Annotated in this window: 21 protein-coding genes; 5 read left to right on the forward strand and 16 right to left on the reverse strand. The window is 33.0% G+C overall.

All coding sequences use genetic code 11. From position 1 onward, the window contains the following. The 5 genes from ACFFGA_RS09565 to rpsA all read right to left on the reverse strand — a co-directional run bounded on the left by ACFFGA_RS09565 (position 1) and on the right by rpsA (position 4899). Positions 1–333, reverse strand: coding sequence for a ribonuclease Z (locus ACFFGA_RS09565; protein WP_386063053.1), 333 nt, complete (start codon positions 331–333; stop codon positions 1–3). Positions 334–336: 3 nt separating this feature from the next. After that, on the reverse strand, positions 337–1266 hold the full coding sequence (locus ACFFGA_RS09570) for an aspartate carbamoyltransferase catalytic subunit (protein WP_386063056.1): 930 nt from the start codon (positions 1264–1266) through the stop codon (positions 337–339). 12 nt (positions 1267–1278) lie between these two features. Further along, a complete protein-coding gene (gene pyrR / locus ACFFGA_RS09575) occupies positions 1279–1818 on the reverse strand; it encodes a bifunctional pyr operon transcriptional regulator/uracil phosphoribosyltransferase PyrR (protein WP_386063059.1) in 540 nt (179 codons plus the stop codon). A gap of 142 nt (positions 1819–1960) precedes the next feature. Then, positions 1961–2707 (reverse strand): T9SS type A sorting domain-containing protein, encoded by a 747-nt coding sequence (locus tag ACFFGA_RS09580; RefSeq protein WP_386063062.1) that lies wholly within the window; start codon positions 2705–2707, stop codon positions 1961–1963. Positions 2708–3063: 356 nt separating this feature from the next. Then, complete coding sequence (rpsA, locus tag ACFFGA_RS09585) at positions 3064–4899, reverse strand: 30S ribosomal protein S1 (protein WP_386063065.1); 1836 nt, start codon at positions 4897–4899, stop codon at positions 3064–3066. A gap of 284 nt (positions 4900–5183) precedes the next feature. On the opposite strand from rpsA, the gene ACFFGA_RS09590 reads away from it, so the two are divergent. Beyond that, positions 5184–5561 (forward strand): LysM peptidoglycan-binding domain-containing protein, encoded by a 378-nt coding sequence (locus ACFFGA_RS09590; RefSeq protein ID WP_386063068.1) that lies wholly within the window; start codon positions 5184–5186, stop codon positions 5559–5561. 67 nt (positions 5562–5628) lie between these two features. Here ACFFGA_RS09590 and cmk read toward each other — a convergent pair whose 3' ends face one another. The 4 genes from cmk to lon all read right to left on the reverse strand — a co-directional run bounded on the left by cmk (position 5629) and on the right by lon (position 10648). Beyond that, a complete protein-coding gene (cmk, locus tag ACFFGA_RS09595; protein WP_386063071.1) occupies positions 5629–6318 on the reverse strand; it encodes a (d)CMP kinase in 690 nt (229 codons plus the stop codon). 30 nt (positions 6319–6348) lie between these two features. Continuing rightward, positions 6349–7383, reverse strand: coding sequence for a type IX secretion system protein PorQ (porQ, locus tag ACFFGA_RS09600; RefSeq protein ID WP_386063074.1), 1035 nt, complete (start codon positions 7381–7383; stop codon positions 6349–6351). A 72-nt stretch (positions 7384–7455) separates the two neighbouring features. After that, positions 7456–8211, reverse strand: coding sequence for a muramidase family protein (locus ACFFGA_RS09605; RefSeq protein ID WP_386063077.1), 756 nt, complete (start codon positions 8209–8211; stop codon positions 7456–7458). Continuing rightward, a complete protein-coding gene (gene lon, locus ACFFGA_RS09610; protein ID WP_386063080.1) occupies positions 8195–10648 on the reverse strand; it encodes an endopeptidase La in 2454 nt (817 codons plus the stop codon). The genes ACFFGA_RS09605 and lon overlap by 17 nt, the downstream gene beginning before the upstream one ends. A 228-nt stretch (positions 10649–10876) precedes the next feature. On the opposite strand from lon, the gene ACFFGA_RS09615 reads away from it, so the two are divergent. The 4 genes from ACFFGA_RS09615 to ACFFGA_RS09630 are packed head-to-tail and all read left to right on the forward strand — an operon-like array spanning position 10877 to position 13820. Then, on the forward strand, positions 10877–11428 hold the full coding sequence (locus tag ACFFGA_RS09615; protein WP_386063083.1) for an RNA polymerase sigma factor: 552 nt from the start codon (positions 10877–10879) through the stop codon (positions 11426–11428). 11 nt (positions 11429–11439) lie between these two features. After that, the gene (locus ACFFGA_RS09620) at positions 11440–12003 is read left to right on the forward strand and encodes a hypothetical protein (RefSeq protein ID WP_386063085.1); all 564 of its coding nucleotides are present in this window, start codon (positions 11440–11442) and stop codon (positions 12001–12003) included. Continuing rightward, entirely contained in the window at positions 11981–13066 is a 1086-nt protein-coding gene (locus tag ACFFGA_RS09625) for a hypothetical protein (protein WP_386063088.1), read from the forward strand. Before ACFFGA_RS09620 ends, ACFFGA_RS09625 begins: the two co-directional genes overlap by 23 nt. Before the next feature lie 28 nt (positions 13067–13094). Further along, a complete protein-coding gene (locus ACFFGA_RS09630) occupies positions 13095–13820 on the forward strand; it encodes a head GIN domain-containing protein (protein WP_386063091.1) in 726 nt (241 codons plus the stop codon). A 159-nt stretch (positions 13821–13979) separates the two neighbouring features. Here ACFFGA_RS09630 and ACFFGA_RS09635 read toward each other — a convergent pair whose 3' ends face one another. The 7 genes from ACFFGA_RS09635 to ACFFGA_RS09665 form a co-directional block, all read right to left on the reverse strand. Continuing rightward, a complete protein-coding gene (locus ACFFGA_RS09635; RefSeq protein WP_386063094.1) occupies positions 13980–14897 on the reverse strand; it encodes a hypothetical protein in 918 nt (305 codons plus the stop codon). A 31-nt stretch (positions 14898–14928) separates the two neighbouring features. Continuing rightward, entirely contained in the window at positions 14929–16218 is a 1290-nt protein-coding gene (locus ACFFGA_RS09640; RefSeq protein ID WP_386063097.1) for an MFS transporter, read from the reverse strand. A gap of 71 nt (positions 16219–16289) precedes the next feature. Further along, positions 16290–17120 (reverse strand): M48 family metallopeptidase, encoded by an 831-nt coding sequence (locus tag ACFFGA_RS09645; protein ID WP_386063100.1) that lies wholly within the window; start codon positions 17118–17120, stop codon positions 16290–16292. Between the two features lie 83 nt (positions 17121–17203). After that, positions 17204–19621 carry a glycoside hydrolase family 31 protein gene (locus ACFFGA_RS09650; RefSeq protein ID WP_386063103.1) on the reverse strand — a complete coding sequence of 806 codons (2418 nt, stop codon included), beginning with the start codon at positions 19619–19621 and terminating at the stop codon, positions 17204–17206. Between the two features lie 227 nt (positions 19622–19848). Further along, on the reverse strand, positions 19849–21759 hold the full coding sequence (gene glgB, locus ACFFGA_RS09655) for a 1,4-alpha-glucan branching protein GlgB (RefSeq protein ID WP_386063106.1): 1911 nt from the start codon (positions 21757–21759) through the stop codon (positions 19849–19851). Between the two features lie 3 nt (positions 21760–21762). Continuing rightward, on the reverse strand, positions 21763–23391 hold the full coding sequence (locus ACFFGA_RS09660; protein ID WP_386063109.1) for a trehalose synthase: 1629 nt from the start codon (positions 23389–23391) through the stop codon (positions 21763–21765). 1 nt (position 23392) lies between these two features. After that, entirely contained in the window at positions 23393–25330 is a 1938-nt protein-coding gene (locus ACFFGA_RS09665; RefSeq protein WP_386063112.1) for an alpha-1,4-glucan--maltose-1-phosphate maltosyltransferase, read from the reverse strand. Between the last annotated feature and the right edge of the window lie 103 nt (positions 25331–25433).

Here is a 25433-nt window from a genome sequence, read left to right on the forward strand (position 1 = left end):
TTAAAACCCTAAATCGCGTTCAATATCTTCCATTTCAATAATATCATAGGCTTCGTGCATTGTAGGCACCACAACTATTTCATCTGGCATTTGATCTAAATCCACATTTTCTGTAACAATTACAAACGATTTTTTATCGCTACGATGATTATTACTTAAACGCAGAAATTCTATAATATCCTCTAAACTAATCTTATCTAAGCTAGATAAATTGACTATTAAGTGGTAGTTTTTATATTTATGATAAGCCTGTTCAATATTATTAACCAAGGTTTTTATTGAAGCTTTTTCCTGAGTGATTATGGTAATATTACCATCTCTATCTACGATCATAACTTATTGTTTTATTTTGGATGCTAACAAATAAATAACAGCCATTCTAACAGCTACACCATTTTCAACTTGATCTAAAATAATAGCTTGTTTAGAATCAGCTACGTCACTTGTAATTTCTACTCCTCGATTTATAGGTCCTGGATGCATAATTACAATCTCTTTATCTAAACTATCTAACAGTTCTTTATTAACACCAAACTGCTGTGTGTACTCTCGTGTTGTTGGAAAATAACTGATATCCATACGTTCATTTTGAACGCGCAACATATTAGCAACATCACACCATTCTAGTGCTTTCTTTAAGTTAGTCTCAACTTTTACGCCAAGCTCTTTAATATACTTAGGAAGTAAAGTTTTTGGTCCACAGACCATAACATTTGCGCCTTGTAATTGCAGCGCATAAATATTTGAAAGTGCTACTCTACTGTGTAAAATATCACCAACTATAACTACATTTTTTCCTTTAACGCTTCCTAGTTTTTCTCTTATTGAATAGGAATCCAATAACGCTTGGGTTGGGTGTTCGTGCGCTCCATCACCAGCGTTTACAATACTTGCATTAACATGGTTAGACAAAAATACACCTGCTCCTGGGTTGGGATGACGCATAACCACCATATCCACTTTCATAGATAGAATGTTGTTTACAGTATCTATTAAGGTTTCCCCTTTTTTTACGGATGATTGCGAAGCCGAAAAATTAATAACATCAGCTGAAAGCCTTTTTTCAGCTAGCTCAAAAGATAATTTTGTACGTGTAGAGTTTTCAAAAAATAAATTGGCAATTGTAATATCTCTAAGTGAAGGGACTTTTTTAATTGGTCTATTAATGACTTCTTTGAACTGGTCAGCAGTCTCAAAAATCAATTCGATATCTTGTTTTGTAAGATATTTTATTCCTAATAAGTGATTGACACTTAATTCACTCATAATTTTAGTATTCTATTTATCAATTAAATACACAGTATCTTCTCCTTCATTCTCTACCCAATTTACTTTCACCTTTTGATTATCAATTGCATCTACTTGCCTTCCTCTATAGTTAGGTTGTATAGGCAAATGACGACTAAAGCGTCTGTCTATAAGCGTTAGCAACTCTATATTATTGGGTCTGCCAAAAGATTGAATCGCTGTCAGTGCAGAACGTATGCTTCGTCCGGTATAAAGAACATCATCAATAAATACTACGTTCTTATTCTCAACTATAAAATCTATTTCAGTTGTATTTGCTTCTAAAGGTTTATCTCCTCTTCTAAAATCATCTCTAAAAAAAGTGATGTCTAAATGTCCTAATTGAATATTCTTAATGTTATAATCTTTCTTAAGCATTTGTGCTAAACGATCTGCCAAAAACTTTCCTCTTGGCTGAATACCTATTAAAACGGTTTCAGAAAAATTATCGTGATTCTCAATAAGCTGGCAAGCCAATCTGTGTAGAGTTATATTGACTTCTTTAGAGTTAAGTAATACTTTTTGACTCATTTAATATGCTAACATTATTGGTTAACAAAGTTAAGGTAAAAAAATAGGGTGTGCAATGGTCTCTTAATTGTAAAATTGTTCAAAAACAAAGAAAGCCCTAACATAAGCTAGAGCCTTTTACAAAATGGTATATTATATTGTTTCAATATTTAACAAACTTGTAAGCATAATTACTGTTATCTCCATTTAAATTAAGCACATATATTCCTTTTGATAAATATGCTATATCAATAGTATTTTTATCATTAGCTATTACAGAGCTTTGAATTTTTTTACCATCAAGACCATAAATTTTATAACTATTAAAGTTATTTGAATCATTCTTTATTTTAATATCATTGGTACCAACAATAATATCTGGAGTATTTTCTTCTAAATCGTCAGTTGATAATGTAGAATCATAATCACTTTCCATTGTAATTGTTGTACCATTGAGTAAGTCTGTTAAAGAACCCCCTAAACTTGTGGTTTTATAAACTCTAAGAAAATAAGTGTTCTGGGCTTCTACATCTTCAATTACATATTGAAAGCTACCACCAACAATTAGTAGTACAGTATAAGCATCACATTCTAATTCTTGAAGCTGTGACATATCGTTTTCTGGTGCAACTAAAATTTGGTAATTTATACTAGTAACCAAAGCAATTGCAGCACTTGTCATACCAATGGTTATTTTGTTATCTCCTTCATTTGCTACATGTTTATAGTACACATCTTCCGATGATATACAAGAAGGAGCCATACCAGACTCGGTTGCAGAATTAAAATTTAAAACATTGACATCTACATCAGTTCCATCCACCGTAATTGCTGTTGCAATAGTGTTTCCATCTTGAGCGCTTACTATAATTGAAAATACAAGCGCGATTCTAAGTAAAATTGTTTTCATAATAAATAAAGATTTGAGTTAAACTTTTTGTTATTATGATAAGGGCTAATAAAGTGAGGGAAGAAAAATAGAATAACTAATTATAAACTGTCAACAGAATTATAGCTCTAATATACTACAAACAATCTATATAATTCAAATATATCAGGTAAAATACACAATATTTTAACATTTTAATTGAAATATCAATAAAATATTAACAATTTTAATAAAATAAATTTATAATAATTAAGGATTCTATCATAGAAATAAAACGTAATATTATAATAAATTGAAACTTTAAACTTTCAAAATAGGATATAAAAAAGCCTCCATACTAGTATGGAGGCTTAATAATTATTTAAAATTCAAGGAAATTACTTCTTCCCGTCCATTTTATCTTTAAGTGCTTGTAAAGCATCATTAGCATCACCTAAAGTTGGTTTAGCTTCTGCCGCTTGAGCTTCTGCTTTCTTAACAGCTTGCTTAACGATTTTAGCTTCTTCTTCTCTAAATACTGCAGTATGCGACGCTACAACTCTTTTGAATTCTTTATTAAACTCAATGATTTTGAATTCTGCCTCTTCACCCTTTTTAAGTGTAGAACCATCTTCTTTCTCTAAGTGACGTGCAGGCACAAAAGCAACAATATCTTCATTAAACTCAATTGTTGCACCTTTATCTACAACCTCTGTTAAAGCAGCTTTATGGGTAGTACCTAAAGCAAATTCAGTTTCGTACTTATCCCAAGGATTTTCAGTAGTTTGCTTGTGACCTAAAGATAATTTACGTCCTTCAACATCTAATTCTAATACTACGACGTCTAAGTTATCACCTACGTTACAGAACTCAGATGGGTGCTTAATTTTCTTAGTCCAAGATAAATCAGAGATATAAATTAATCCGTCGATACCTTCTTCTAATTCTACAAATACACCAAAGTTTGTAAAGTTACGTACAATACCTGTGTGCTTAGAGCCAACTGGGTATTTCTTAGTAATATCTGTCCATGGATCTGGCGTTAATTGCTTAATACCAAGAGACATTTTTCTATCTTCTCTATCTAAAGTTAAGATAACAGCATCGATTTCATCACCAACAGATACGAAATCTTGAGCAGAACGCAAATGCGTTGACCAAGACATTTCACTAACGTGAACCAGACCTTCAACACCATCCGCTACTTCTATAAACGCACCGTAATCAGCGATTACAACTACCTTACCTTTTACTTTATCTCCAACTTTTACATCTTCAGCTAAGGCTTCCCAAGGATGCTTAGATAATTGCTTAAGACCTAATTGGATTCTTGATTTGTTTTCATCAAAATCAAGGATTACAACATTAAGTTTCTGATCTAACTCAACAATCTCATTTGGATGGTTGATACGAGACCAAGATAGATCTGTAATATGAACTAAACCATCTACACCACCAAGATCGATAAACACACCATAAGAAGTAATATTTTTTACAATACCTTCTAATACTTGTCCTTTTTCTAGTTGTCCAATGATTTCTTTCTTTTGTTCTTCAATATCAGCTTCAATAAGTGCTTTATGAGAAACTACTATGTTTTTGAATTCGTGGTTGATTTTCACAACTTTAAATTCCATAGTTTTATTTACATACTGATCGTAATCTCTAATAGGCTTCACATCGATTTGAGAACCTGGTAAGAATGCTTCAATACCAAATACATCTACGATCATACCACCTTTAGTTCTGCACTTTACAAAACCGTTAACGATTTCTCCTGTTTCATTAGCTTTGATTACGCGATCCCATGCTTTGATAACACGAGCTTTTCTGTGAGATAATACTAATTGACCTGTAGCATCTTCACGTACATCAATTAATACTTCTACTTTATCACCAACTTTAAGATCTGGATTGTAACGGAACTCATTAAGAGAAATTACACCTTCAGATTTTGCGTTAATGTCGATAATAGCATCTCTATCTGTAATGTGAATTACTTCACCTTCTACTACTTCGTCATCTAAAGTGTCAACGAAATTTTCAGATACTAATTTTTCAAATTCTTCTAATTTAGTGTCTTCTACTTGCTCAATTCCTTCTTCGTAATTGTGCCAATCGAACTCTTTTAAGAATTTTTCTGGGTTTGCTTGAGCTTCAGAGACTACTGGAGCTTCTACTGTAGTTGCTTCAGTTGCTACAACTTCAGCTTCTTTTGTTTCTTTTTCAGACATGTGCTGAATAAAAATTTGTATTCTGTATTATTTTAAAGATTTGTGGAAAACTATACAGAAGTTATTAGTTATTAATTTTATTTTCCTTTTACCACTTTACAAGTCCACTTAAAAAGGTGTGCAAAAGTACTATATTTTATTCTGAAAACCAAACAATTAAATTGTGACTTTTTTAAAACACGAGTGTCTTATTAATAAATGATTAAAAATGACATTGGCTATGTTGAAAAATGGCATTTTAATTAATATATTTACGATACTATTAATAATTAAAACTTACAATTATGGTTAAAGCAAAATATCAAGATGTGCTTGATTTAGGTGAAAAATTAAACATCCAAAACGGTAAAGTAGAAGAAGAAAACGGAAAACTTAAAGTTTGGGGAACTGCAGCTACACAATACGAAAAAAACTTAATTTGGGATAAAATAAAAGAAATCGGTGGTGCTGAGCCTTCTGATATTATGGCAGACATCAAGGTTGCTGATGAGTCAGTTTATGCAAGACATACGGTTGCATCTGGTGAAACTTTAGGAAAAATTGCTAAGCATTACTATGGTGACGCAATGAAGTACAAAGAAATTTTTGCAGCTAATACTGATATTTTAAAGAATCCGGATTTAATTCATCCAGATCAGGAATTGATAATTCCTAATCTATAATTAGATGCTTATAAAATAAAAAAAGCGACCTACTTCGACTACGCTCAGTAACCGAAAGGTCGCTTTTTTATGTTTTAATAATTTTATTAGCTAGATTTAGTAATGTTTCCAACTGCTCATCAATAGTTAAATCTGAATTATCAATCTCAATAGCATCTTCTGCTTTTACTAATGGAGAATCTTCTCTTGTAGAATCTATGCGATCTCTTGTGGTTACATTTTCTAAAACATCATCGTAGCTTAAATTGTGACCACGTTCTAATAGTTCTTTATAACGACGTTTTGCTCTAGTTTCAGCAGAAGCTGTCATAAAAATTTTTAATTCTGCATCAGGAAAAACAACAGTTCCAATATCGCGACCATCCATAACAATTCCTTTGTCTTTACCCATTAATTGTTGCTGTTCTACCAACTTATGGCGCACTTCTGAAATGGTAGCAATAGGACTTACGTATTGCGACACTTCTAAAGTTCTAATAGCCTTTTCTATGTTTTTTCCGTTTAGATAGACTTCAGCAAAACCTAGGTCTTCATTAAATTTAAATGCAATATTAATGTCGTCAAGTTTTTCTATAAGCTTTTCGGTATGAAAAAAATCTTCACCAATTAAATTATTTTCTAAGGCAAAATATGCTACAGCTCTATACATTGCGCCAGTATCCACATAGATATAGTTAAGTTTTTTTGCCAATTGCTTGGCGATAGTACTTTTTCCTGTTGAGGAAAATCCATCTATAGCAATAATAATTTTATTCATACTTTATTTAGATATGTTTATCTATAGAGATTACCACCTCCTCCTATTGTCTAAGTTTATTTGAAGTCCAAAAAAGCTTGTGTTAGATGCACTTGTATATCGTGCGTGGGTATAACTAAAGCGCATGTTATTCAGCTTTATGGCTATACCAACTGATATACCAGAAAAATTTCTTTGATCTACAATACGTAATTCTTCAGCACGTCTAAAGTTATAACCTAATCTTAAATTAAACCCTTTTTCTGGCCATAATTCAGCTCCCAAAATTAAATGGCGTAATGCATTATTAAAAAAACCAACCTTTTCTTGGGTTTGATTGCCATCTAAATCTGTAGTTGCTCGTGCAGGATTAGATACTCCTATTGGCCATTCCTGAAGGTTTTCTAAAGTTAAATGCCAACGTATAGGCACATTTTCTAAGGTTTGAGACATCCCAAAGTTAACTTCAAATGGCAAAGGTTCATTTACACCTGCGTAGGTTGAAAATTGCGTTCCAATATTTCTAACTGTTAATGCTGCATGAAAATCTAAATCTTCATTTATATACATCGCACCAATATCTACAGCACCACCTATTGAGTTATACTGCTCTAATAACGATGTTATAATTTTTGCGTTTGCCCCTATATAAAAATCCGTAAAAGGAATGTTGTAATTATAACCAAATGAAATAGCTGCTTCGTTTCCACTAAAGGAGCCTGTAGAATTTCCATTGACATCGTACCCATCAAAAGTTCCGTAATTTATATATGTGACACCAAAATGAAAAGTTTGCACATGTCTATCCCAAGTATAAGCATAAGCTGCTGTACCATAAGTAATATCTCCTAAATAGCTAGATACGTTAACAGCAAGCTGATTGTGCATTTTCCAATTTATAGATGCAGGATTGTATAAGGCTTCAGTAACATCATGATCAAAATTAGTAATGATCTTTCCTCCAAGAGCTGCTTGCCTAGGAGAAGATACCAAATTAAGAAACTGATAAGTCGATTCACCACCCAATTGTGCAAACATTGGCAATGCTAAAAGCATAATAGATAATTGGGTAAGCCTTTTAATCATAGATTTTGCAAAATAACTAAATCTATCTTAAAACGATGATATGATTTTTTTATTTTTTAGTGAAGTTCTTTTCTATTCTAAATGCAACTTTTGACCAACTTTTATAAGGTTGTCTGTTAGCCCATTTAAATCTTTAAGTTGCTGCACTGTAATTCCATTTTTTTTGGCGATACTATATAATGTATCTCCTTTAGAAACTGTCCATACAGAAAGGTTATTAGTCACTACGTTAGAATCAAAATTACTGACACGTAGTTTTTGACCAACCTTAATTATATTAGAGGTTAGCTTGTTTTGCTGCTTCAATTCATCCACAGTTATATTGTATTGTTTTGCTAAACTATACAAGGTTTGCCCTTTTTCAACCGTATGAAAATTATTATTATTTTTACTTACAAGAGGTTCAGAAGAATTATCAACAACATTATGCTCAAGATTTTCAAAATTCTTAACTCTAAGTTTCTGTCCTTTATCAACCAAAGTAGTCTCTAAACCGTTTGCCTGTTTTAACTCTGTTAAAGATGTATTGTAAAGATTAGCAATTTCGAATAGTGTTTCACCGTCTTTAACTATATGATAATCTGAATCTAATTCAGGCGTTGAATCATTATCAGCTGTTTTGGTTGTTGAAGCCACATAAGCGTCTAATTGTACTGGCCTTTTTTTATCCTTAGTATTAACGAAAGTAATTTCACCTGTAGCAATATTTAGCTTTGCAGGTTTTCCATCTAAAATAACATCTTTGTATCCGGCTTCTTGAGAAAAAGCAAGTAAGCCAGATAATAAGACTACTACAATCGATAGGATTAACTTATAGTTTCTTTGCATTTTTTACTTTTTGATTCGTTAAAGCAAGCTTTAAAACATCGCTCATATCAGTAACATAATGAAAAGTAAGTCCTTTGAGGTATTCGGGTTTTATTTCATCTATATCTCTCCTATTGTCTTCGCACAATAAGATTTCTTTGATTTTTGCACGTTTGGCTGCTAAAATCTTTTCTTTTATGCCTCCAACTGGTAATACTTTGCCTCGTAATGTAATTTCACCTGTCATGGCTATACTCTTCTTAACCTTACGCTGTGTAAACAAAGACACTAAAGACGTTAACATCGTTACACCAGCACTTGGTCCATCCTTTGGAGTTGCTCCTTCTGGTACGTGAATGTGCACATTATATTTGTCAAATACTTCAGGGTTAATACCAAATTCATCTGCATTTGCTTTAATATACTCCATAGCAATGGTAGCAGACTCCTTCATTACTTTACCTAAGTTACCTGTAATGCTTAAGGTCCCTTTTCCTTTTGACAAAATAGATTCTATAAATAGAATATCTCCCCCTACTCTAGTCCATGCTAAACCTGTAACGACCCCAGCAACATTGTTGTTTTCGTATTTATCACGTTCTAACCTTGGGCTTCCTAAAATTTCTACAACATCATCGTTAGATAATTTAATATTATACTCTTCTTCCATAGCAATATTTTTGGCTGCATAACGTACAGTTTTTGCTATTTGCTTTTCAAGTCCTCTAACACCAGATTCTCTTGTATAACCTTCAACAATTTTTTCTAATTGTGGTTTTCCTATTTTTAAAGACTTATCATCTAAACCATGCTCTTTTAACTGCTTTGGTAATAAGTGACGCTTAGCAATCTCCACCTTTTCTTCTATAGTATAACCTGTTACGTTGATGATTTCCATACGGTCTCTTAATGCAGGCTGTATGGTATTAAGGCTGTTAGCCGTTGCCACAAACATTACTTTAGACAAGTCGTAACCCATTTCTAGGAAATTATCATAGAACTCATTGTTTTGCTCTGGATCTAAAACCTCTAACATAGCAGAAGACGGATCACCTTGATTACCAGTAGATAATTTATCTATTTCATCTAAAACAAATACTGGATTTGATGTTCCTGCTTTCTTTAAACTCTGAATAATTCTTCCTGGCATAGCGCCTATATAGGTTTTACGATGACCTCTTATTTCAGATTCATCTCGTAAACCACCTAAAGAGATCCTTACATATTCTCTTCCTAAAGCTTCAGCAATTGATTTACCTAAAGAGGTTTTACCAACACCTGGAGGTCCATATAAACATAGTATTGGCGACTTCATATCATTACGAAGTTTCAATACCGCTAAATATTCAATAATACGTTTCTTAACATCATCTAAACCAAAATGGTCGCGATCTAAGATTTTCTTAGCACGCTTAAGGTCAAATTTATCTTTACTAAACTCATTCCAAGGTAAATCTAGAAATAAGTCTAAATAATTACGTTGAATAGAATACTCAGCAACTTGCGGATTCATTCGTTGCATCTTAGACAATTCCTTATCAAAATGCTCATTTACTTTTGCATCCCATTTTTTGGCTTTAGCGCGTGTTTTCATCTCTTCTATTTCCTCTCCAGAAGATATACCTCCACCCAATTCCTCTTGAATGGTTTTCATTTGTTGGTGCAAGAAATACTCACGCTGTTGTTGGTTCATATCACTTTGAACCTTATTTTGAATATCATTTTTAAGCTCTAGCTTTTGATATTCAATATTCATATACTTTAAAGTTTGAAGCGCGCGTTCCTTAAGGTCATTAATTTTTAATAGCTCTTGCTTCTCCTCTACTTTAAGATTCATGTTCGAGGACACAAAGTTGACCAAGAACGAATTACTTTCAATATTCTTAATAGCAAAAGACGCTTCAGTTGGGATATTTGGACTTTCTTTTATGATATCTAATGACAAGTCCTTTATAGAATCTATGATGGCCTTAAACTCTTCATTGTCTGGTGCAGGCTTTGCTTCAGGTATATCAGAGATTGTAGCAGTTAAATAAGGTTTGTCTGTAACAATTTTGTTAATTTCAAAACGTTTTTTTCCTTGAATAATAACTGTTGTATTGCCGTCTGGCATTTTAAGCACTTTTAAAATACGCGCAACAGTACCTGTTTTATAGATATCTTTTTCTGTAGGATTTTCAATAGATTCGTCTTTCTGAGATACCACACCAACAACCTTTCCTCCTTTATTAGCATCATTAATTAACTTTATTGATGCATCTCTTCCAGCTGTAATCGGAATTACAACACCTGGAAATAATACGGTATTTCTTAAAGGCAAAATAGGAAGTGATTCTGGTAAAATCTCTTTATTAATTTCCTCTTCATCTTCTGGTGTCATTAAAGGAATTAATTCTGAATTTTCATCAAAATCCTGAAATGACAAACTGTCAAGTCCTAAAAATTTTCGTTTTCCCATAGTATATTTAAGCCATTCTGTCATTAATAATTATAGAATAGCATTTGTTTAAAAGTATTAATAATTAACTTTATATTGAATATCAGTTAATTACAAGATATTCAAAGTTATTCACACTAGTATATTTTCAATTGTTATGCCATTACCTTTATAACAACTAAAACTTTTTTTATAAAAAGTGTAACACTTTATGAAAGTCTTCATCTTTATACCAAAGCAATTGTTTTTTTGACATCAACCAATCAAGATATCGAACAGTTACTATTGCTCTGTAAATCTAACAACCAACGTGCGCAGTTGGAAGTTTATAATAGATACAACAGAGCGATGTATAACACGGCCTTAAGAATCGTAAAAGATTCTTATAAAGCCGAAGACATTATGCAAGAGTCCTTTTTAGCAGCATTTACTAAGTTAAAAACGCTCGAAGACACTAAATTATTTGGTGCTTGGCTAAAACGTATTGTTGTAAATAATAGTATTGCGCACTACAACAAAGCAACAAAACAAAACGAAGTACCCTTAGAAACCGTAATGTATAAAGCTGAAGATGACCAAGGCATAGATGAACTTAATCATAACAACGAAAAAGTAAAACAAATAATGAACGTAATGAAAACATTAAAACCTAACTACTGCTTAGGCTTATCATTACACCTTATTGAAGGTTATGATTACGAAGAAATCTGTGATATAATGAACATTTCTTACGCCAACTGTAGAACATTAATCTCTAGAGCAAAAGAAAGTTTAAGAAAAAAGTTAGTGCAAACAGCCTAAAATTTAAAGCTATGCAAAAAGATACTATTGACGAATTATTTGATAATCTAAAAGGTGAGTTTGATATCAACGAACCCATAAAAGATCACGAATTACGGTTTTTAGAAAAATTAAAAGCTAATGATGTTGCTTTAAATGATAGTAACAAATCATCCGGTATTAACTGGAAACCTTTCTTGTCTATTGCGGCTTCAGTAGTGATATGTTTAGGGCTTTTTATGGCACTTAAAACCGATCCAGAAGTTTTAGACTTAGCAAGTGTTTCTCCAGAAATGTCAAAAACTCAAGATTTTTTTACCACTACGATTGAAAATGAACTGAAGAAATTAAATAAGGAACGTTCTCCTTTAACTGAGCAAATTATTACAGATGCTTTAGAACAAATTCAAGTATTAGAAACTGAATACCAAAAATTAAAAACAGATTTAACTGAAAGCGGAAAAGACCAACGTGTTATTTATGCGATGATTTCAAACTTTCAAAGTAGAATAGACATTTTAAATATGGTTCTAGAACAAATAGAAGATGTTAAACAATTAAAAATCAACACCGATGAAACTAAAAATACAATTTAAACTGGCATTTATGCTATTACTAATGCCTGCTATGTTATTAGCAACTAATGGCATTGGTTCTAAAACAACAAAAGAAAAGAATATTAAAAAATCTTTTAACGTATCATCAAACAGTACTTTAAAAGTGAATAATAGCTACGGAAACTTAGATGTAGTAACGTGGAACGAAAACAAAATCGACTTTGATATTACTATAAAAGTTACTGGTAGCGACTCAGATAAAGTACAAGAAAGACTAAACGAGATCAATATTGATTTTTCTAATTCTGAAAACATTGTTTCTGCGATTACCAAATTTAGTAACAAAAAGAAATCTTGGTGGAACTGGAGTGGTGACAAAAACCTTAAAATAGAAGTGAATTACCGTATAAAAATGCCAATGACCAACAACGTGGATTTAAGCAACGATTATGGTTCAATAAATTTAGATAAGCTTGAAGGTGTTGCAACATTAAGATGCGATTATGGTAAGATAACCACCAAAGAGCTTATGGCAGATAATAATAAAATCTATTTTGACTACAGTAACAATTGCTATTTTGAATACATAAAAAGTGGCGAAATTAGAGCGGATTACAGTGGTTTTACAGTTGCAAAAACAAAAAACCTAACACTTAGAGCCGACTATACTAAATCTATAATTGAAGTGTCTGAAAATGTTAACTATTCTTGTGACTATGGATCTTTAAAAATTGATAACATCAACAACTTAGATGGCAATGGCGACTATTTAACTTTACGTCTCGGAAATGTGTTTAAGAATGTAAAACTAAGAGCTGATTATGGTTCAATAAAAATTGAACGCATAGCATCTAAAGCAAAGAATATTGATATTGCCACAGATTATGTAGGTATTACCATTGGACACGATTCTGACTATAACTTTAATTTTGATATTGACCTAGAATATGGCTCATTAAGAGAGTCTGATGGTTTTAACTTTACAAGTAAAGAAGTAGATCATACAGACAAAAAATACAAAGGTTATTATGGCTCTCAGAACTCTGGTAACATGGTTAAAATAAATTCTGAATATGGAAGTGTGACTTTCAAAAAACTTTAAATATCAATCAATAAAAACCAACGAACAGATGAAACTATTAAAATCAATTACAGTATTAGTTTTTCTTTTAAGCACTACGCTATCATGTGCACAATGGGGAAATGGAAAGAAAATTAAAGGTGATAATAATATCACTACAATTACCAGATCAACTGGTTCTTATGATGGCATAAAAGCAGCCGGTTCAATGGACTTTGAGTTAGTGCCAGGCACTGAAGGCAAAATTACCATTAAAGGAGATGCTAACCTTATGGATTATATTATCACAGAGGTAAAAGACAATAACCTTATTGTAAAAGTTGAAAATGGAGTTAGCCTAAAGCCAAGCCAAACTATTGTAGTAACTATTCCTTATGAGTCTATAAATTATGTCGCTCTTGCAGGTTCTGGAGACTTAAAAAATACTGGCACTATTAAAGCAGATGCATTAAAAGTAGCATTAGCAGGTTCTGGAGACATTAGCTTAAATGCTCAGTCCAATTCATTAGAAAGTAGTATTGCTGGCTCAGGAGATATTGAGTTAGATGGTTCTGCAACAAATTTAACCGTAAAGGTTACTGGTTCTGGTGATTTTAATGGCAGCGATTTAGACAGCACTAATGTTGTGGCAAAAATTACAGGTTCTGGCTCTGCAAATGTAGTTTGTAATGGTGAATTAACAGTAAGGATTACAGGTTCTGGAGATGTAAAATACTCAGGAAATCCAACATCCAAAGATACTAAGGTTACTGGCTCTGGAAAAGTGAGTAGTTAATGACTAAACTAAATCAACCAAAATTGAAAAAGGATGAGCGTTTGCTTGTCCTTTTTTTATTTCGTCCCAGTTTCAAAATCAACTTTCCATTTTGCCATTCATCTTAAAAGTAGTTTAAGATAGTTGTCGATTTATAATCAACACTATAGAAAAACGAACCTAAATCTTATAATACACAAAAGTTACACGCTCTACAATTACAGAATTACTATCTTCTGTATTTGTTGCGTAAAAGCCATCGTCGAATGCCACATATAGAGAATTTCCATTTCTAAAATAATTAGAGACTGTGCCATCTGTTAGTGTAAAAGTAATAGAGTTTGCGTTTTGTACCCAAGAAAAAGGGACGTCTTCACTTATTGAGTAGCAGTCAACAAAAAAGTCTTCACCACCTTGAGGACCACTTAGAGGTGTAAAGGTAATATCTGCTCGTGATCTTAAAAATAGTGTTCCTGTTCCATCTGCATTAAAAGTAAGCGTCTCATTGTCATAACAATCTATCTCATCTAAATAATTGTTGGTAACAATTCCGTCATTATCTATATCTCTTAAAACGTTTGTTACCCAACCGACTAGTTTCCATGTACCAACTGTATCTACAAACTCAGATTCACAATCACCCAATTCCTCTAATATAGCCTGCAAAAGACTATCATCTCCACAAACTTCTATTTGATACATAAGTGCGTCTTTATATACATTACAAAGCGCCTCAGAATTGTTGTCTGTAGCATTTTCGTAGTTATTTTGAGCAATTTCTGTAGCTGCAATAGCTTCAGCACATAAATCTTCATCACTACAATTTCCAAGATTATCCAGCAATAGTTGCAAAGATCCATCTCCATCACCACAAATCTCTATTTGATTTTCTAAAGCATCTCTATATATCTGGCAGAACAAACTAAAATTGTCATCTGATGCCATTGCAAAACTTGCTGCCGCATCTGCAGTAGCTTGTTCAGCCAAAAGGCAGGCATTATTTTCTGTAGGAAAGTCTCCTTCATAAGGTTCATCGTGACAACTTAAACCAAAAAGAAGCACCATATAAACATATAGTAACCTGTGTCTCTTTATCATAGCATGATAAAGTTAAGAATTAATTTTGGATTTATTCTTTTGGAACTCTAAAGAGTAAAATAATACCTATTAAAAAGAATACAAATAAAAACAGAATTGAATTACGCATGCTTCCTGTAATTTGGTCTATAAAACCATAAATTACCATACCAATAACAATTCCTATTTTTTCTGCAACATCAAAAAAGCTAAAGTAAGATGTTGTATCCTCTGTTTCTGGTAAAAATTTAGAATAGGTAGATCGAGCTAAAGATTGAATACCTCCCATTACCAAACCAACCAAAGAAGCCGCAATATAAAACTGAACAGGTGTTTCCATAAAATAGGCATAAAAACAGAGAGACATCCATATAAAATTGACCGCAATAAGTGTTTGTATATTACCAAATTTTGCCGAAGCTCTTGAAGTTAAAATTGCCCCAACTATTGCAACTAGCTGAATAACCAAAATACTCACAATCAGTCCTGTCGTTTTCGCATCGTCACTTCCCCAAGCAATCTCTTCTTCACCAAAATACACAGCAACAAGCATTATGGTTTGTACAGCCATACTAAAAACAAAAAAAGCATAGAGGTAACGTTTTAATCTTAAGTTTTTCTTAAGCTGAACCCACACGCCTTTCAATTCTTTTAGACCATTAAAAACAACTGATTTTGTTACTTTATGACCAGAAGACGATCCCTTAGGTAGTATGTAAAAGGTATATTGGCTAAATAAAGCCCACCAAATACCAACAGTTATAAATGAGTAACGCATCATCTGCATTTTATCTTCACCATTATCTTGGCTCATGACCATTACAAGGTTTATTATTAAAAGTAGTACACTACCTATATAACCTAAACTAAACCCTTTAGCACTAATGCTATCCTGCTGTTCTTCATAAGCTATATCTGGCAAATAAGAGTTGTAATAGACTAAACTTCCCCAATATCCAATTAAGCCCATAAAGTAAAACAAAAGACTTAAATGTATTCGGTCTAAACTAAACCAGTACAACCCAATGCAACCAGCTGAACCGACATAGCAAAAGAATTTCATAAAATTCTTCTTATTACCTACATAATCCGCTATACCAGATAAAATTGGAGACAACACAGCTACTACCAAAAATGTAAATGCTGTTACGAAAGTAATGAGTGCAGTACTTTTAAACTCGTACCCAAAAGCTGTTACTTTTTTGACTTCTGAAAGAAATAATGCTGAATAAAATATAGGAAAGATTGAAGACGCAATAGTCAGTGTATAAACAGAATTTGCCCAATCGTAAAATGCCCAAGCATTGAGAAGTTTTTTACTTCCTTTTTTAAGTTCTCCCATAATATTGAAATAAAAAAAAGCTGCTCTTATTGAGCAGCTTCTAAAGTATTAAATATTATTTAATCTTAGTATTAATTAATAGGTCTAAATGTTGTTACACCAAACTTCTTAGCTTCAGACTTAGCTTTTGGTGCAAGTGCCTGTAAATTCTGAATTCTTGTATCATTACTTGGGTGTGTACTTAAAAACTCTGGCGGAGCCTGTCCTCCACTATTAGCTTTCATACGCTTCCAAAGTTCAGCAGCTTCATCAGGATTATAACCTGCAACAGCCATTAATATTAAACCTATTTTGTCAGCTTCTGTTTCATGACTTCTGCTAAATGGTAACATACCACCAACATTACTCGCTAGTCCATAGGCTTGCATCCACATTTGTTGCTTTTCCGCTGATTCGTTTCCTGTAGCAACTGCAACAGCTACTCCACCTGCTTGTTGTAACATCCCAGAACTCATACGTTGCTGACCATGGTTTGCTAAAGCATGTGCTACCTCATGTCCCATAATTGCAGCAACCCCTGTTTCATTTTGAGCTATTGGTAATATCCCTGTATAAAAAGCAATTTTTCCACCTGGCATACACCAAGCATTTACTTGCTCTGATTCAATAAGTTTATACTCCCATTTATAATCATCAAGATAACCTTGGTGACCATTAGCATTTAACCAACGTTCTGCTGCTACAGCAATACGCTGACCAACACGTGTTATCATCTCAGCATCTTTAGTCCCAGTAATGACTTTACTATCCGTTAATACTTGATTGTATTGTGCAAAAGACGCTGGAAATAGCTGGTCGTTGGATACAAATGCCATTGTTTTTTTACCAGTAAAAGGATTCGTTGCACAAGATGCTATTATAGCAACAATTCCTAATGCTAATACTATTTTTTTTATGTTCATAGCTAATGGTTTTAAAATTTATAATTACTAAAATACAAAAATCAGTCCGCTTTTATTTAGACACCAAAATAAACTTTAAGTCACTAAGCTTTAGAGTTATTTCCTATAATATGTAACTCAGAAAAATTCTTATGAACTGTGATAGAATCTATCCCATTCACTTTTAAGCTTTTATGAGCTATTTTTTCATTATCTAATTGAACTTCTACAATATCAAATGGTAAACCATGAATTTGAATATTAAAAGTATCGTAATCTGTTACAAACTTTCCTTCTTTGTATTGGTTTATGATTAATTCGCTAGAACGTCCTGTTAACGTGAAGTTTCTTAAGCTATACCTCCCCTTTGTATAATCAAAACCATCATTAGCATCACTGAATAGTTCACTTTCTTCTTTACCTTTTTTGTAATAAACATCTAAAGTGATTTCTTTTATTTCTTTTTCACCAACATACTGCTGAATTGGATATTTAGGAATTATGGCACCTTCTTTAATAAATATCGGCATACTGTCAATATCTGCATCTACCCACATTTCCTTACCACCTTTAACGATTTCATCCGTCCAGAAATTATACCATTTTCCTCGTGGTATATACATTCTTCTGCCCTTTGCATTAGATTCTAATACAGGACATGCCAATATTTGCTCACCAAAGATAAACTCGTCCGTTCTATAATGGGTTTGCACATCTTCTTGATCAAATAACACTAAAGATTTTAGAAGTGGTGTTCCATGATCTACATAGTTCCAAAATGCCGTATATAAATAAGGTAATAGTTGGTATCTAATTTCTATAAACTTTCTTACAATATCTGTTACATCTTCATCAAAAGCCCATGGCTCTTGGTCTCCATGATCACCTGAAGAATGTACTCTAAAAAATGGATGAAAAACACCTAGTTGTATCCAACGCGCAAATAACTCGCCTTGAGGTTGCTCAGCAAAACCTCCAATATCACTTCCTGCGAAAGAGAACCCAGACATTGCCATACGTTGTGCTTGGATATTTGCAATCCACAAATGCTCCCAAGTTGCCACGTTATCTCCTGTCCAAGTTGACGTATAACGCTGTGTACCAGAATAAGCCGAACGTGTAATTACAAATGGACGTTTTGGATAGGAATATTTCTTTAAACCTTGATAAGTTGCTCTAGCCATTTGCATACCATATATATTATGGGCTTTTCTATGGCTACATGGATTACCATCGTAATCATGACGTACATCATCTGGAAAGGTCTTATTTGGCACCTCCATTACAGCAGGCTCGTTCATATCATTCCAAACACCTTTTACACCTATGTCTTCTATAAGTTCTTTAAACAAGCCAGACCACCAGTCTCTTACTTCAGGATTTGTAAAATCCGGAAAATAACATTCACCAGGCCATACTTTCCCTTTCATATAATCGCCATCTGCTCGCTTGCAGAAATAATCATTTTCTAAAGCTTCTTTAAAAACAGAATAGTCTTTGTCTATTTTAATTCCTGGATCAATAATGGCAACGGTTTTAAACCCATCTTCCATCAGTTCCTTTACCATACGTTTTGGGTCTGGAAAATATTCCTTGTTCCATGTAAAGCAGCGAAAACCATCCATATAATCAATATCCAAGTAAATAGCATCACAAGGAATTTGAAGTTTTCTAAAGGTCGATGTTATTTCTTTTACTTTACTTTCTGGATAGTAACTCCATTTACATTGATGAAAACCGAGAGCCCAAAGTGGTGGCAAATGATGTGGTTTTCCTGTTAAATCTGTATAACTTTCTACAACATCATTCATTTTTGGACCATAGAAGAAGTAATAATTCATTTCTCCACCTTGTGCCCAAAAGCTGGTTACATTTCTGCGTTCATGTGCAAAATCAAATGAAGACATAAATGTATTATCAAAGAAAATACCGTAAGCTTTACCATGATGCAAACCAGTGTAAAACGGAATTGCTTTATAAATAGGATCTGTATCCTTTCCGTAAGCATAAGAATCTGTTACCCAATTATTATAACGTTTTCCTTTAAGATTTAGATGATTGGGCTTGTCTCCAAGTCCATAATAACTCTCACCATCATTAGAAACCTTACTCATTTTTACAATATTACCACCATATTGATAGCTTTCTTCCCAGTGAAAACCACCTTCATCTTGGTTAATAAGTACACCATCAACAGCGTCATAGATAGAGACTCTTAAGCTTTCTTTTGAAATTTCACAACGCAACTTAGACGTTGTTACTTCATAACTATCCTCTTTCTCTTCAATTTCTAACTTATTATAACCAATACTTGCATATTTGGTTATTGCATAAGAAAAATCATTATCAAAATTACCAACGGTAGTATATCTAAAACGAAGTACACTATCTCTAACAACAGTAAGCTCTAGTATAACATCATTGTCTGTAGAGAAGTATAATTTATCTACATCCTTTTTAAAGTCTATTATTTTTGAAGGAAATAAATTCCCTTTATTTTCTAATTCTGTATTTACAATCATAGGTTAATTTTTAGGCAAAACCACTGACAAAAAAACGGAAAAAATAGAACTTCTGAAAGGGTTCTCATGCCATATTACCAATTGTTGTTAACTATAACGTTTTCGGGTTGATTTTTTGCTATTATGTGAATTTAACAACTTTATTTTGAAAATAGTTTAATTAAAAAACAGAAAAAGACCTTTCAGTTTTTAGTCTGAAAGGTCTTTTGATTTATAGATAGCACTATTTACTTTGAATACTTAAAAACTACCATTCCTAATGGTGGAATATCAATTTCTATAGAATGATCTCTAAAGTGCCACGCACTTGCTATTGTAGTCTTCATTTTATTCTTGTATTGTCCGCTTCCAAAGTATTTTTTTAAATCGCTGTTAAATACTTCCTTTAGTTTCCCTTTTCTTGGTAATCCTAATTTGTACTTTTCTTTAGGAACAGGCGTCATGTTGCACGCAATAATTAAATCGTCCTTTTCATCATTTCCTTTTCTTATATATGTGAATACAGAATTTTTAGAATCGTTGTAATCTATCCATTCAAAACCTTCAGCCGAAAATTGTTTTTCGAATAAGGCTGGTTGGCTTTTGTATAGCTTATTTAAATCTTTGATTAATTCTTGTACACCTTTGTGAGGATCATACTGTAACAAATGCCAATCGAGACTAGTTTCAAAATTCCATTCTCCACTTTGTCCAAATTCAGCTCCTTGGAACAATAAATTGGTTCCAGGATGTGTAAACATATAACTGTATAGCAATCTTAAATTCGCAAAACGTTGCCACTCGTCACCTGGCATTCTACCTAAAATGGACTTTTTACCATAAACCACCTCATCATGACTTAAAGGCAACATAAAATTTTCTGTAAATGCATAGGTCATAGAAAAGGTTAAATCATTTTGATGAAACTGTCTGTAAACAGGCTCTTTAGCAAAATACTGAAGCGTATCGTGCATCCAGCCCATCATCCATTTCATACCAAAACCTAAACCTCCCATAAAAGTTGGCTTAGACACCATTGGAAATGCTGTAGATTCTTCTGCAATGGTCTGCACATCTGGAAAAGAGGAATATACTGCCTCATTCATTTCTCTTAAAAACGACATGGCTTCCAAATTCTCTCTACCACCAAACATATTTGGCTCCCATTGACCATCTTCTCTACTGTAATCTAAGAACAACATGGATGCTACCGCATCAACACGTAAACCGTCTGCATGATATTGGTCTAACCAGAAAATTGCATTACTAATCAAAAAAGATTTGACTTCGTTACGACCATAGTTAAAAATTAAACTCTTCCAATCATTGTGATAACCCTTTCTAGGATCTGGATGTTCGTACAAAGCAGAACCATCAAAGAAACCAAGTCCATGAGCATCTTCAGGAAAATGTGATGGTACCCAATCGAGTATAATACCAATATCGTTTTGGTGTAATTTATCTACTAGAAGTTTAAATTCTTCAGGATAACCAAATCGTGAAGTTGGTGCAAAATAACCTGTAACCTGATAACCCCAAGATGGATCATAAGGAAATTCCATAACTGGCATCAACTCAACATGTGTAAAATTCATGTCTTTAACATAGGCAACCAATTCATCAGCCATTTCAACATAAGACATAAACCGACCTTCTTCTACCTTCTTTTTCCAAGAGCCTAAATGGACTTCGTAAACCGAAAATGGTGCGCCTAGAGCATTATGCTTTTTACGCTTTTTCATCCATTTACTATCCTTCCAAGTGTACGGCTCATCCCAAACAATTGAAGCTGTTTTAGGATTATGCTCAGAACGTCTGGCATAAGGATCTGCTTTTTCGGTTTTAATATCGTTATTGTTGCTTTGTATTTTGTATTTATACTTGCTGCCTTTTCCTGCACCAGGAATAAAACCTTCCCATATTCCGCTAGAATCCCAACGCACATTTAATTTATGCTCACCTTCTACCCAAAAGTTAAAGTCACCGATAACTGAAACCATTTTTGCACTTGGAGCCCAAACAGCAAAATAAACTCCTTCTACTCCATCTATCGTAGTGATGTGAGATCCAAATTTTTCGTATAAACGATAGTGTTTACCAGATTTAAAAAGATTGATGTCGAAATCTGTAAAACGACTATGTGCAATTACATTTGCCATAAATTAGTTGTTAATTATATTTGAAATTCCTTTTAATGGAATGACTGCCCATTGAGGACGTGAGTTAAGCTCATAGCCTAGTTCGTAAACTGCTTTTTCTAATATTGCATATTTAAGTAAAAAAATACGCTCTTGATTGTAACCTATATTAAGATTTGCCTCTTGAACCTTTGAAATATACGTTTCTAAAAACACATTATTTAAATACTGATAAAGTATTTCACCAGCTTCAAATAGTTGTTCTTGTTCCTGCTTGTATAAGTTAATATTGTTGAATATTGTTGCATATATCGCATAATGAAACGATCTAAATAATCCTGCAATATCCTTTAATGGTGGTTGTTTTACTTTTCGATCTCTAATAGTGCTTTCTGGCTCACCTTCAAAATCTAGAATATAAAAATCATCGTCTTTTACTAAGACCTGACCTAAATGATAATCACCATGAACTCTAATACGTTCACCTTTTAACTTCGTCCAATCAAAATTTACAAAACGTTTACGAATGATATTCTTTTTTTCTAAAAACTCATGTGCCAATTCTAATGCTAAGCCATCAAGTTTATGTAAATTATTTTCAACAGCATTCAATCTATTCTGAAACTGATATAACAATCTATTTTTTAACCAAACTGTGTAATCTCCATTAAAGTGCGTTGGTGTAAAAGAGGTGTCTTCAAATTCACTTCCTAAAGCAATATGCATTTCTGCAGTTCGTTTAGCTAATGTTTGAATTTTTGTAAACACATTTAAACCAACCCAATCAATAATTTGTGGTGGAACATCTCTTATACCCAAACGACCAAAATCTTCAGTTCTTGGTAATTCAGAAATTTTTATACTCTTATATTCAAGATTAGAAAATACCTTATGTAATTCCTTAAGCATGTACTCCCAAGCATCTCCTTGATTTTCAACCATTTCTTGCATTAAACCAATGGTAATATTGGTATTGTCGCTATCTTTAATCTGAATACTTCCCAAATAAGCTGGTGTATTTTTAAAATCCTTTTTATCAGATAAGAAACGACTCATCTCATAATCTGGATTGCGATCTGCATATATTCGTCTAAAAAACTTCAATACATACTTTTCGTTATAGACAATAGAAGTATTACTTTGTTCCATTCCCATATATCGAGAGGACTCATATCTACAACCCGTAAAAATTTCGCTTCTGTGATAACGAACTCGAGTTTTATCTTTAGGAACTGCTGTAAGAATTCGCTCAAAAACTACTTTTCTAAACGCCTCAAGATTTATGGCATCAATTATAAAACCTTCTTGATTTTGAATGCTTATCGGTAAAATACGATCGTCTTTTGCAAAATTTTCATCAGACACAAACGCTATTGGCAGAAAATAATGTTGATAGAACGCTTCAATAAAATTCACCTCAAGGATAAGTCCGTAATAAACTTCACCTTCTTTTTGAATTCTAAAATATTCCGCAAGTTCTATATATTTTAGTACACTAGATTTACCTCCATACCATCGTTGTTTAATGATATAATTTTCTAACACATCTGACAAAAACACTTTAATAAAATCCTTATTCTCTAGGAGTTCCTCCCATTTTTCATCAAAATTGAGAGGAGCTTGAAATGTTGTTTTTGTCACCTTTTTAGTCATTTTACTTATGTATCTTAAAGATATGAAATGGTAAGGTTGGATGCAACTCTACATAATTCCATTCGTTATACCAATTATAACTACTTGCAGTCACTAAATCTTGTACTTGCACGCGATGACCTGCACCAATTCCCAAATCATTTAATGGTAACTGCACATTACCTTGCTGTGCATAATATTGATCTAGACTTATGATGATTAATAATTCATTAGTTCTGGCTTCATTCCATTTATAAAACGCAATAAGATTATCATTCTGAATGTTTAAGAATTTAATATTATTGGTTTGCTGTAAAGCTTCGTTTTGATGACGTACTGCGTTTATTTTTGAAATCAACAAAGTTAACTTACTAACCTTAAACCAATCGTAATGTTTTACTTCAAACTTTTCGGACATGTAGTATTCCTCTTTCCCAGGAATGGCATCGTCTATCATTTGCTCAAACACAGGTCCATAAATACCAATACTAGAACTAAGTGTTGCAGCCAAAGCATAGCGTTGTAAATACTTTGCTTCGTTTGCACCTTGTAAATGATATGGATTGATATCTGGTGTGTTTGGCCAGAAATTCGGTTGCATGTATTCTCGCTGGTCGGTTTGTGTTAATTCAGTTAGATACTCTATAAATTCTTGCTTAGAGTTTCTCCAAGTAAAATACGTGTATGATTGCGTGTAACCTTGCTTTGCCAATTGCTGCATCACTTTTGGTCTTGTAAATGCTTCGGCTAAAAACAATACATCTGGATGCTTTTTCTTTACTTCGGCAATAAGCCAGTTCCAAAAATAATAAGGTTTAGTGTGTGGATTGTCTACTCTAAAAACGTTTATACCACAGTCAATCCAATACAACATAGTATCTAAACACTCTTTCCACAAATTTTTATAGTCTTTACTTTCCCAATAAATTGGAAGAATATCTTGGTATTTTTTTGGTGGATTCTCAGCATATTGTACGGTTCCATCTGGTCTCCATTTAAACCAATCTGGATGCGATTTTACCCAAGGATGGTCTGGTGCTGCTTGCAAAGCATAATCCATTGCAATTTCAATATTGTGTGCTTTAGCTTTTTTGATTAACGCTTTAAAATCTGCTACCGAACCTAGTTGTGGATGTAAATCTTTATGTCCACCATGTTTGGAGCCAATTCCCCAAGCTGAACCAACATCTCCATCTTTAGCTTCTGTAGTATTATTTTTTCCTTTTCTATTCACTTCTCCGATAGGATGAACAGGAGGAAAGTATAAAACATCAAATCCCATTTGCTCAATTCGCGGTAAAAGTCGCTCACAATCTTTGAATGTTCCATGTTGTCCAGGAGTTTCTGAGGCCGAACGTGGAAAAAACTCATACCAAGTACTGAATCTCGCCTTTTTTCTATCTACATAAACTTGAAGTTCTTTAGATTCATTAGCAAGATGTTTTGCTGGATATTTTGTAAAAATGTGATGCAATTTAGAGCTCATAGCTTCTTTAATTGCCTCGTTGTATTTTTTGTCATCTTTAAAACAATCAATACAATAGTTTAAATAGTCTTTTTCTTCTTTAGTTGCTTTCTTTACTAACGGCTCTAAGTACGTAACTCCTTCAAGTAATTCTGATTTTACATGTTGATTATCGTCAATTTTTCTATCTATACCATGTTGCCAATTGAGAGCGTAATCTACCCAACCTTGCACTTTATAACTATAGAAGCCTTGTTTTTCAACAGAAAAGGACGCTTTCCATTCGTCATTACCGACTTCATGCATCCTTACTTCATTCCATTTTTTTGCTTTTTCGTGTTTAAACAAAACTGAGGCAGCAATAACATCGTGTCCATCTACCAGAACATGAGCATCTACATTTACGATTTCGTTTATAATACGTTTTATAAAAAATTCTCCGCAGTTAATCTGAGGGGACACATAATCTATGACAACACGTTCTTGGTTTTGCATTTTTAATAATAATTTTCTTTATAATGTCGAATTTAGTAAAATTTAGAACAATTAGTACTGCGTTATTACGAATTAAATATTTAATTGAAAATAAGCAATATTA

The organism is Winogradskyella pulchriflava, from assembly GCF_042434315.1.
Taxonomy (GTDB): Bacteria; Bacteroidota; Bacteroidia; order Flavobacteriales; family Flavobacteriaceae; genus Winogradskyella; species Winogradskyella pulchriflava.

What these genes read in the sequence shown, in the direction of transcription:
- ACFFGA_RS09565 (WP_386063053.1), bottom strand. Translation starts at nt 333, where the DNA reads ATGATCGTAGATAGAGATGGTAATATTACCATAATCACTCAGGAAAAA.
- ACFFGA_RS09570 (WP_386063056.1), bottom strand. Translation starts at nt 1,266, where the DNA reads ATGAGTGAATTAAGTGTCAATCACTTATTAGGAATAAAATATCTTACA.
- pyrR (WP_386063059.1), bottom strand. Translation starts at nt 1,818, where the DNA reads ATGAGTCAAAAAGTATTACTTAACTCTAAAGAAGTCAATATAACTCTA.
- ACFFGA_RS09580 (WP_386063062.1), bottom strand. Translation starts at nt 2,707, where the DNA reads ATGAAAACAATTTTACTTAGAATCGCGCTTGTATTTTCAATTATAGTA.
- rpsA (WP_386063065.1), bottom strand. Translation starts at nt 4,899, where the DNA reads ATGTCTGAAAAAGAAACAAAAGAAGCTGAAGTTGTAGCAACTGAAGCA.
- ACFFGA_RS09590 (WP_386063068.1), top strand. Translation starts at nt 5,184, where the DNA reads ATGGTTAAAGCAAAATATCAAGATGTGCTTGATTTAGGTGAAAAATTA.
- cmk (WP_386063071.1), bottom strand. Translation starts at nt 6,318, where the DNA reads ATGAATAAAATTATTATTGCTATAGATGGATTTTCCTCAACAGGAAAA.
- porQ (WP_386063074.1), bottom strand. Translation starts at nt 7,383, where the DNA reads ATGATTAAAAGGCTTACCCAATTATCTATTATGCTTTTAGCATTGCCA.
- ACFFGA_RS09605 (WP_386063077.1), bottom strand. Translation starts at nt 8,211, where the DNA reads ATGCAAAGAAACTATAAGTTAATCCTATCGATTGTAGTAGTCTTATTA.
- lon (WP_386063080.1), bottom strand. Translation starts at nt 10,648, where the DNA reads ATGGGAAAACGAAAATTTTTAGGACTTGACAGTTTGTCATTTCAGGAT.
- ACFFGA_RS09620 (WP_386063085.1), top strand. Translation starts at nt 11,440, where the DNA reads ATGCAAAAAGATACTATTGACGAATTATTTGATAATCTAAAAGGTGAG.
- ACFFGA_RS09625 (WP_386063088.1), top strand. Translation starts at nt 11,981, where the DNA reads ATGAAACTAAAAATACAATTTAAACTGGCATTTATGCTATTACTAATG.
- ACFFGA_RS09630 (WP_386063091.1), top strand. Translation starts at nt 13,095, where the DNA reads ATGAAACTATTAAAATCAATTACAGTATTAGTTTTTCTTTTAAGCACT.
- ACFFGA_RS09635 (WP_386063094.1), bottom strand. Translation starts at nt 14,897, where the DNA reads ATGATAAAGAGACACAGGTTACTATATGTTTATATGGTGCTTCTTTTT.
- ACFFGA_RS09640 (WP_386063097.1), bottom strand. Translation starts at nt 16,218, where the DNA reads ATGGGAGAACTTAAAAAAGGAAGTAAAAAACTTCTCAATGCTTGGGCA.
- ACFFGA_RS09645 (WP_386063100.1), bottom strand. Translation starts at nt 17,120, where the DNA reads ATGAACATAAAAAAAATAGTATTAGCATTAGGAATTGTTGCTATAATA.
- ACFFGA_RS09650 (WP_386063103.1), bottom strand. Translation starts at nt 19,621, where the DNA reads ATGATTGTAAATACAGAATTAGAAAATAAAGGGAATTTATTTCCTTCA.
- glgB (WP_386063106.1), bottom strand. Translation starts at nt 21,759, where the DNA reads ATGGCAAATGTAATTGCACATAGTCGTTTTACAGATTTCGACATCAAT.
- ACFFGA_RS09660 (WP_386063109.1), bottom strand. Translation starts at nt 23,391, where the DNA reads ATGACTAAAAAGGTGACAAAAACAACATTTCAAGCTCCTCTCAATTTT.
- ACFFGA_RS09665 (WP_386063112.1), bottom strand. Translation starts at nt 25,330, where the DNA reads ATGCAAAACCAAGAACGTGTTGTCATAGATTATGTGTCCCCTCAGATT.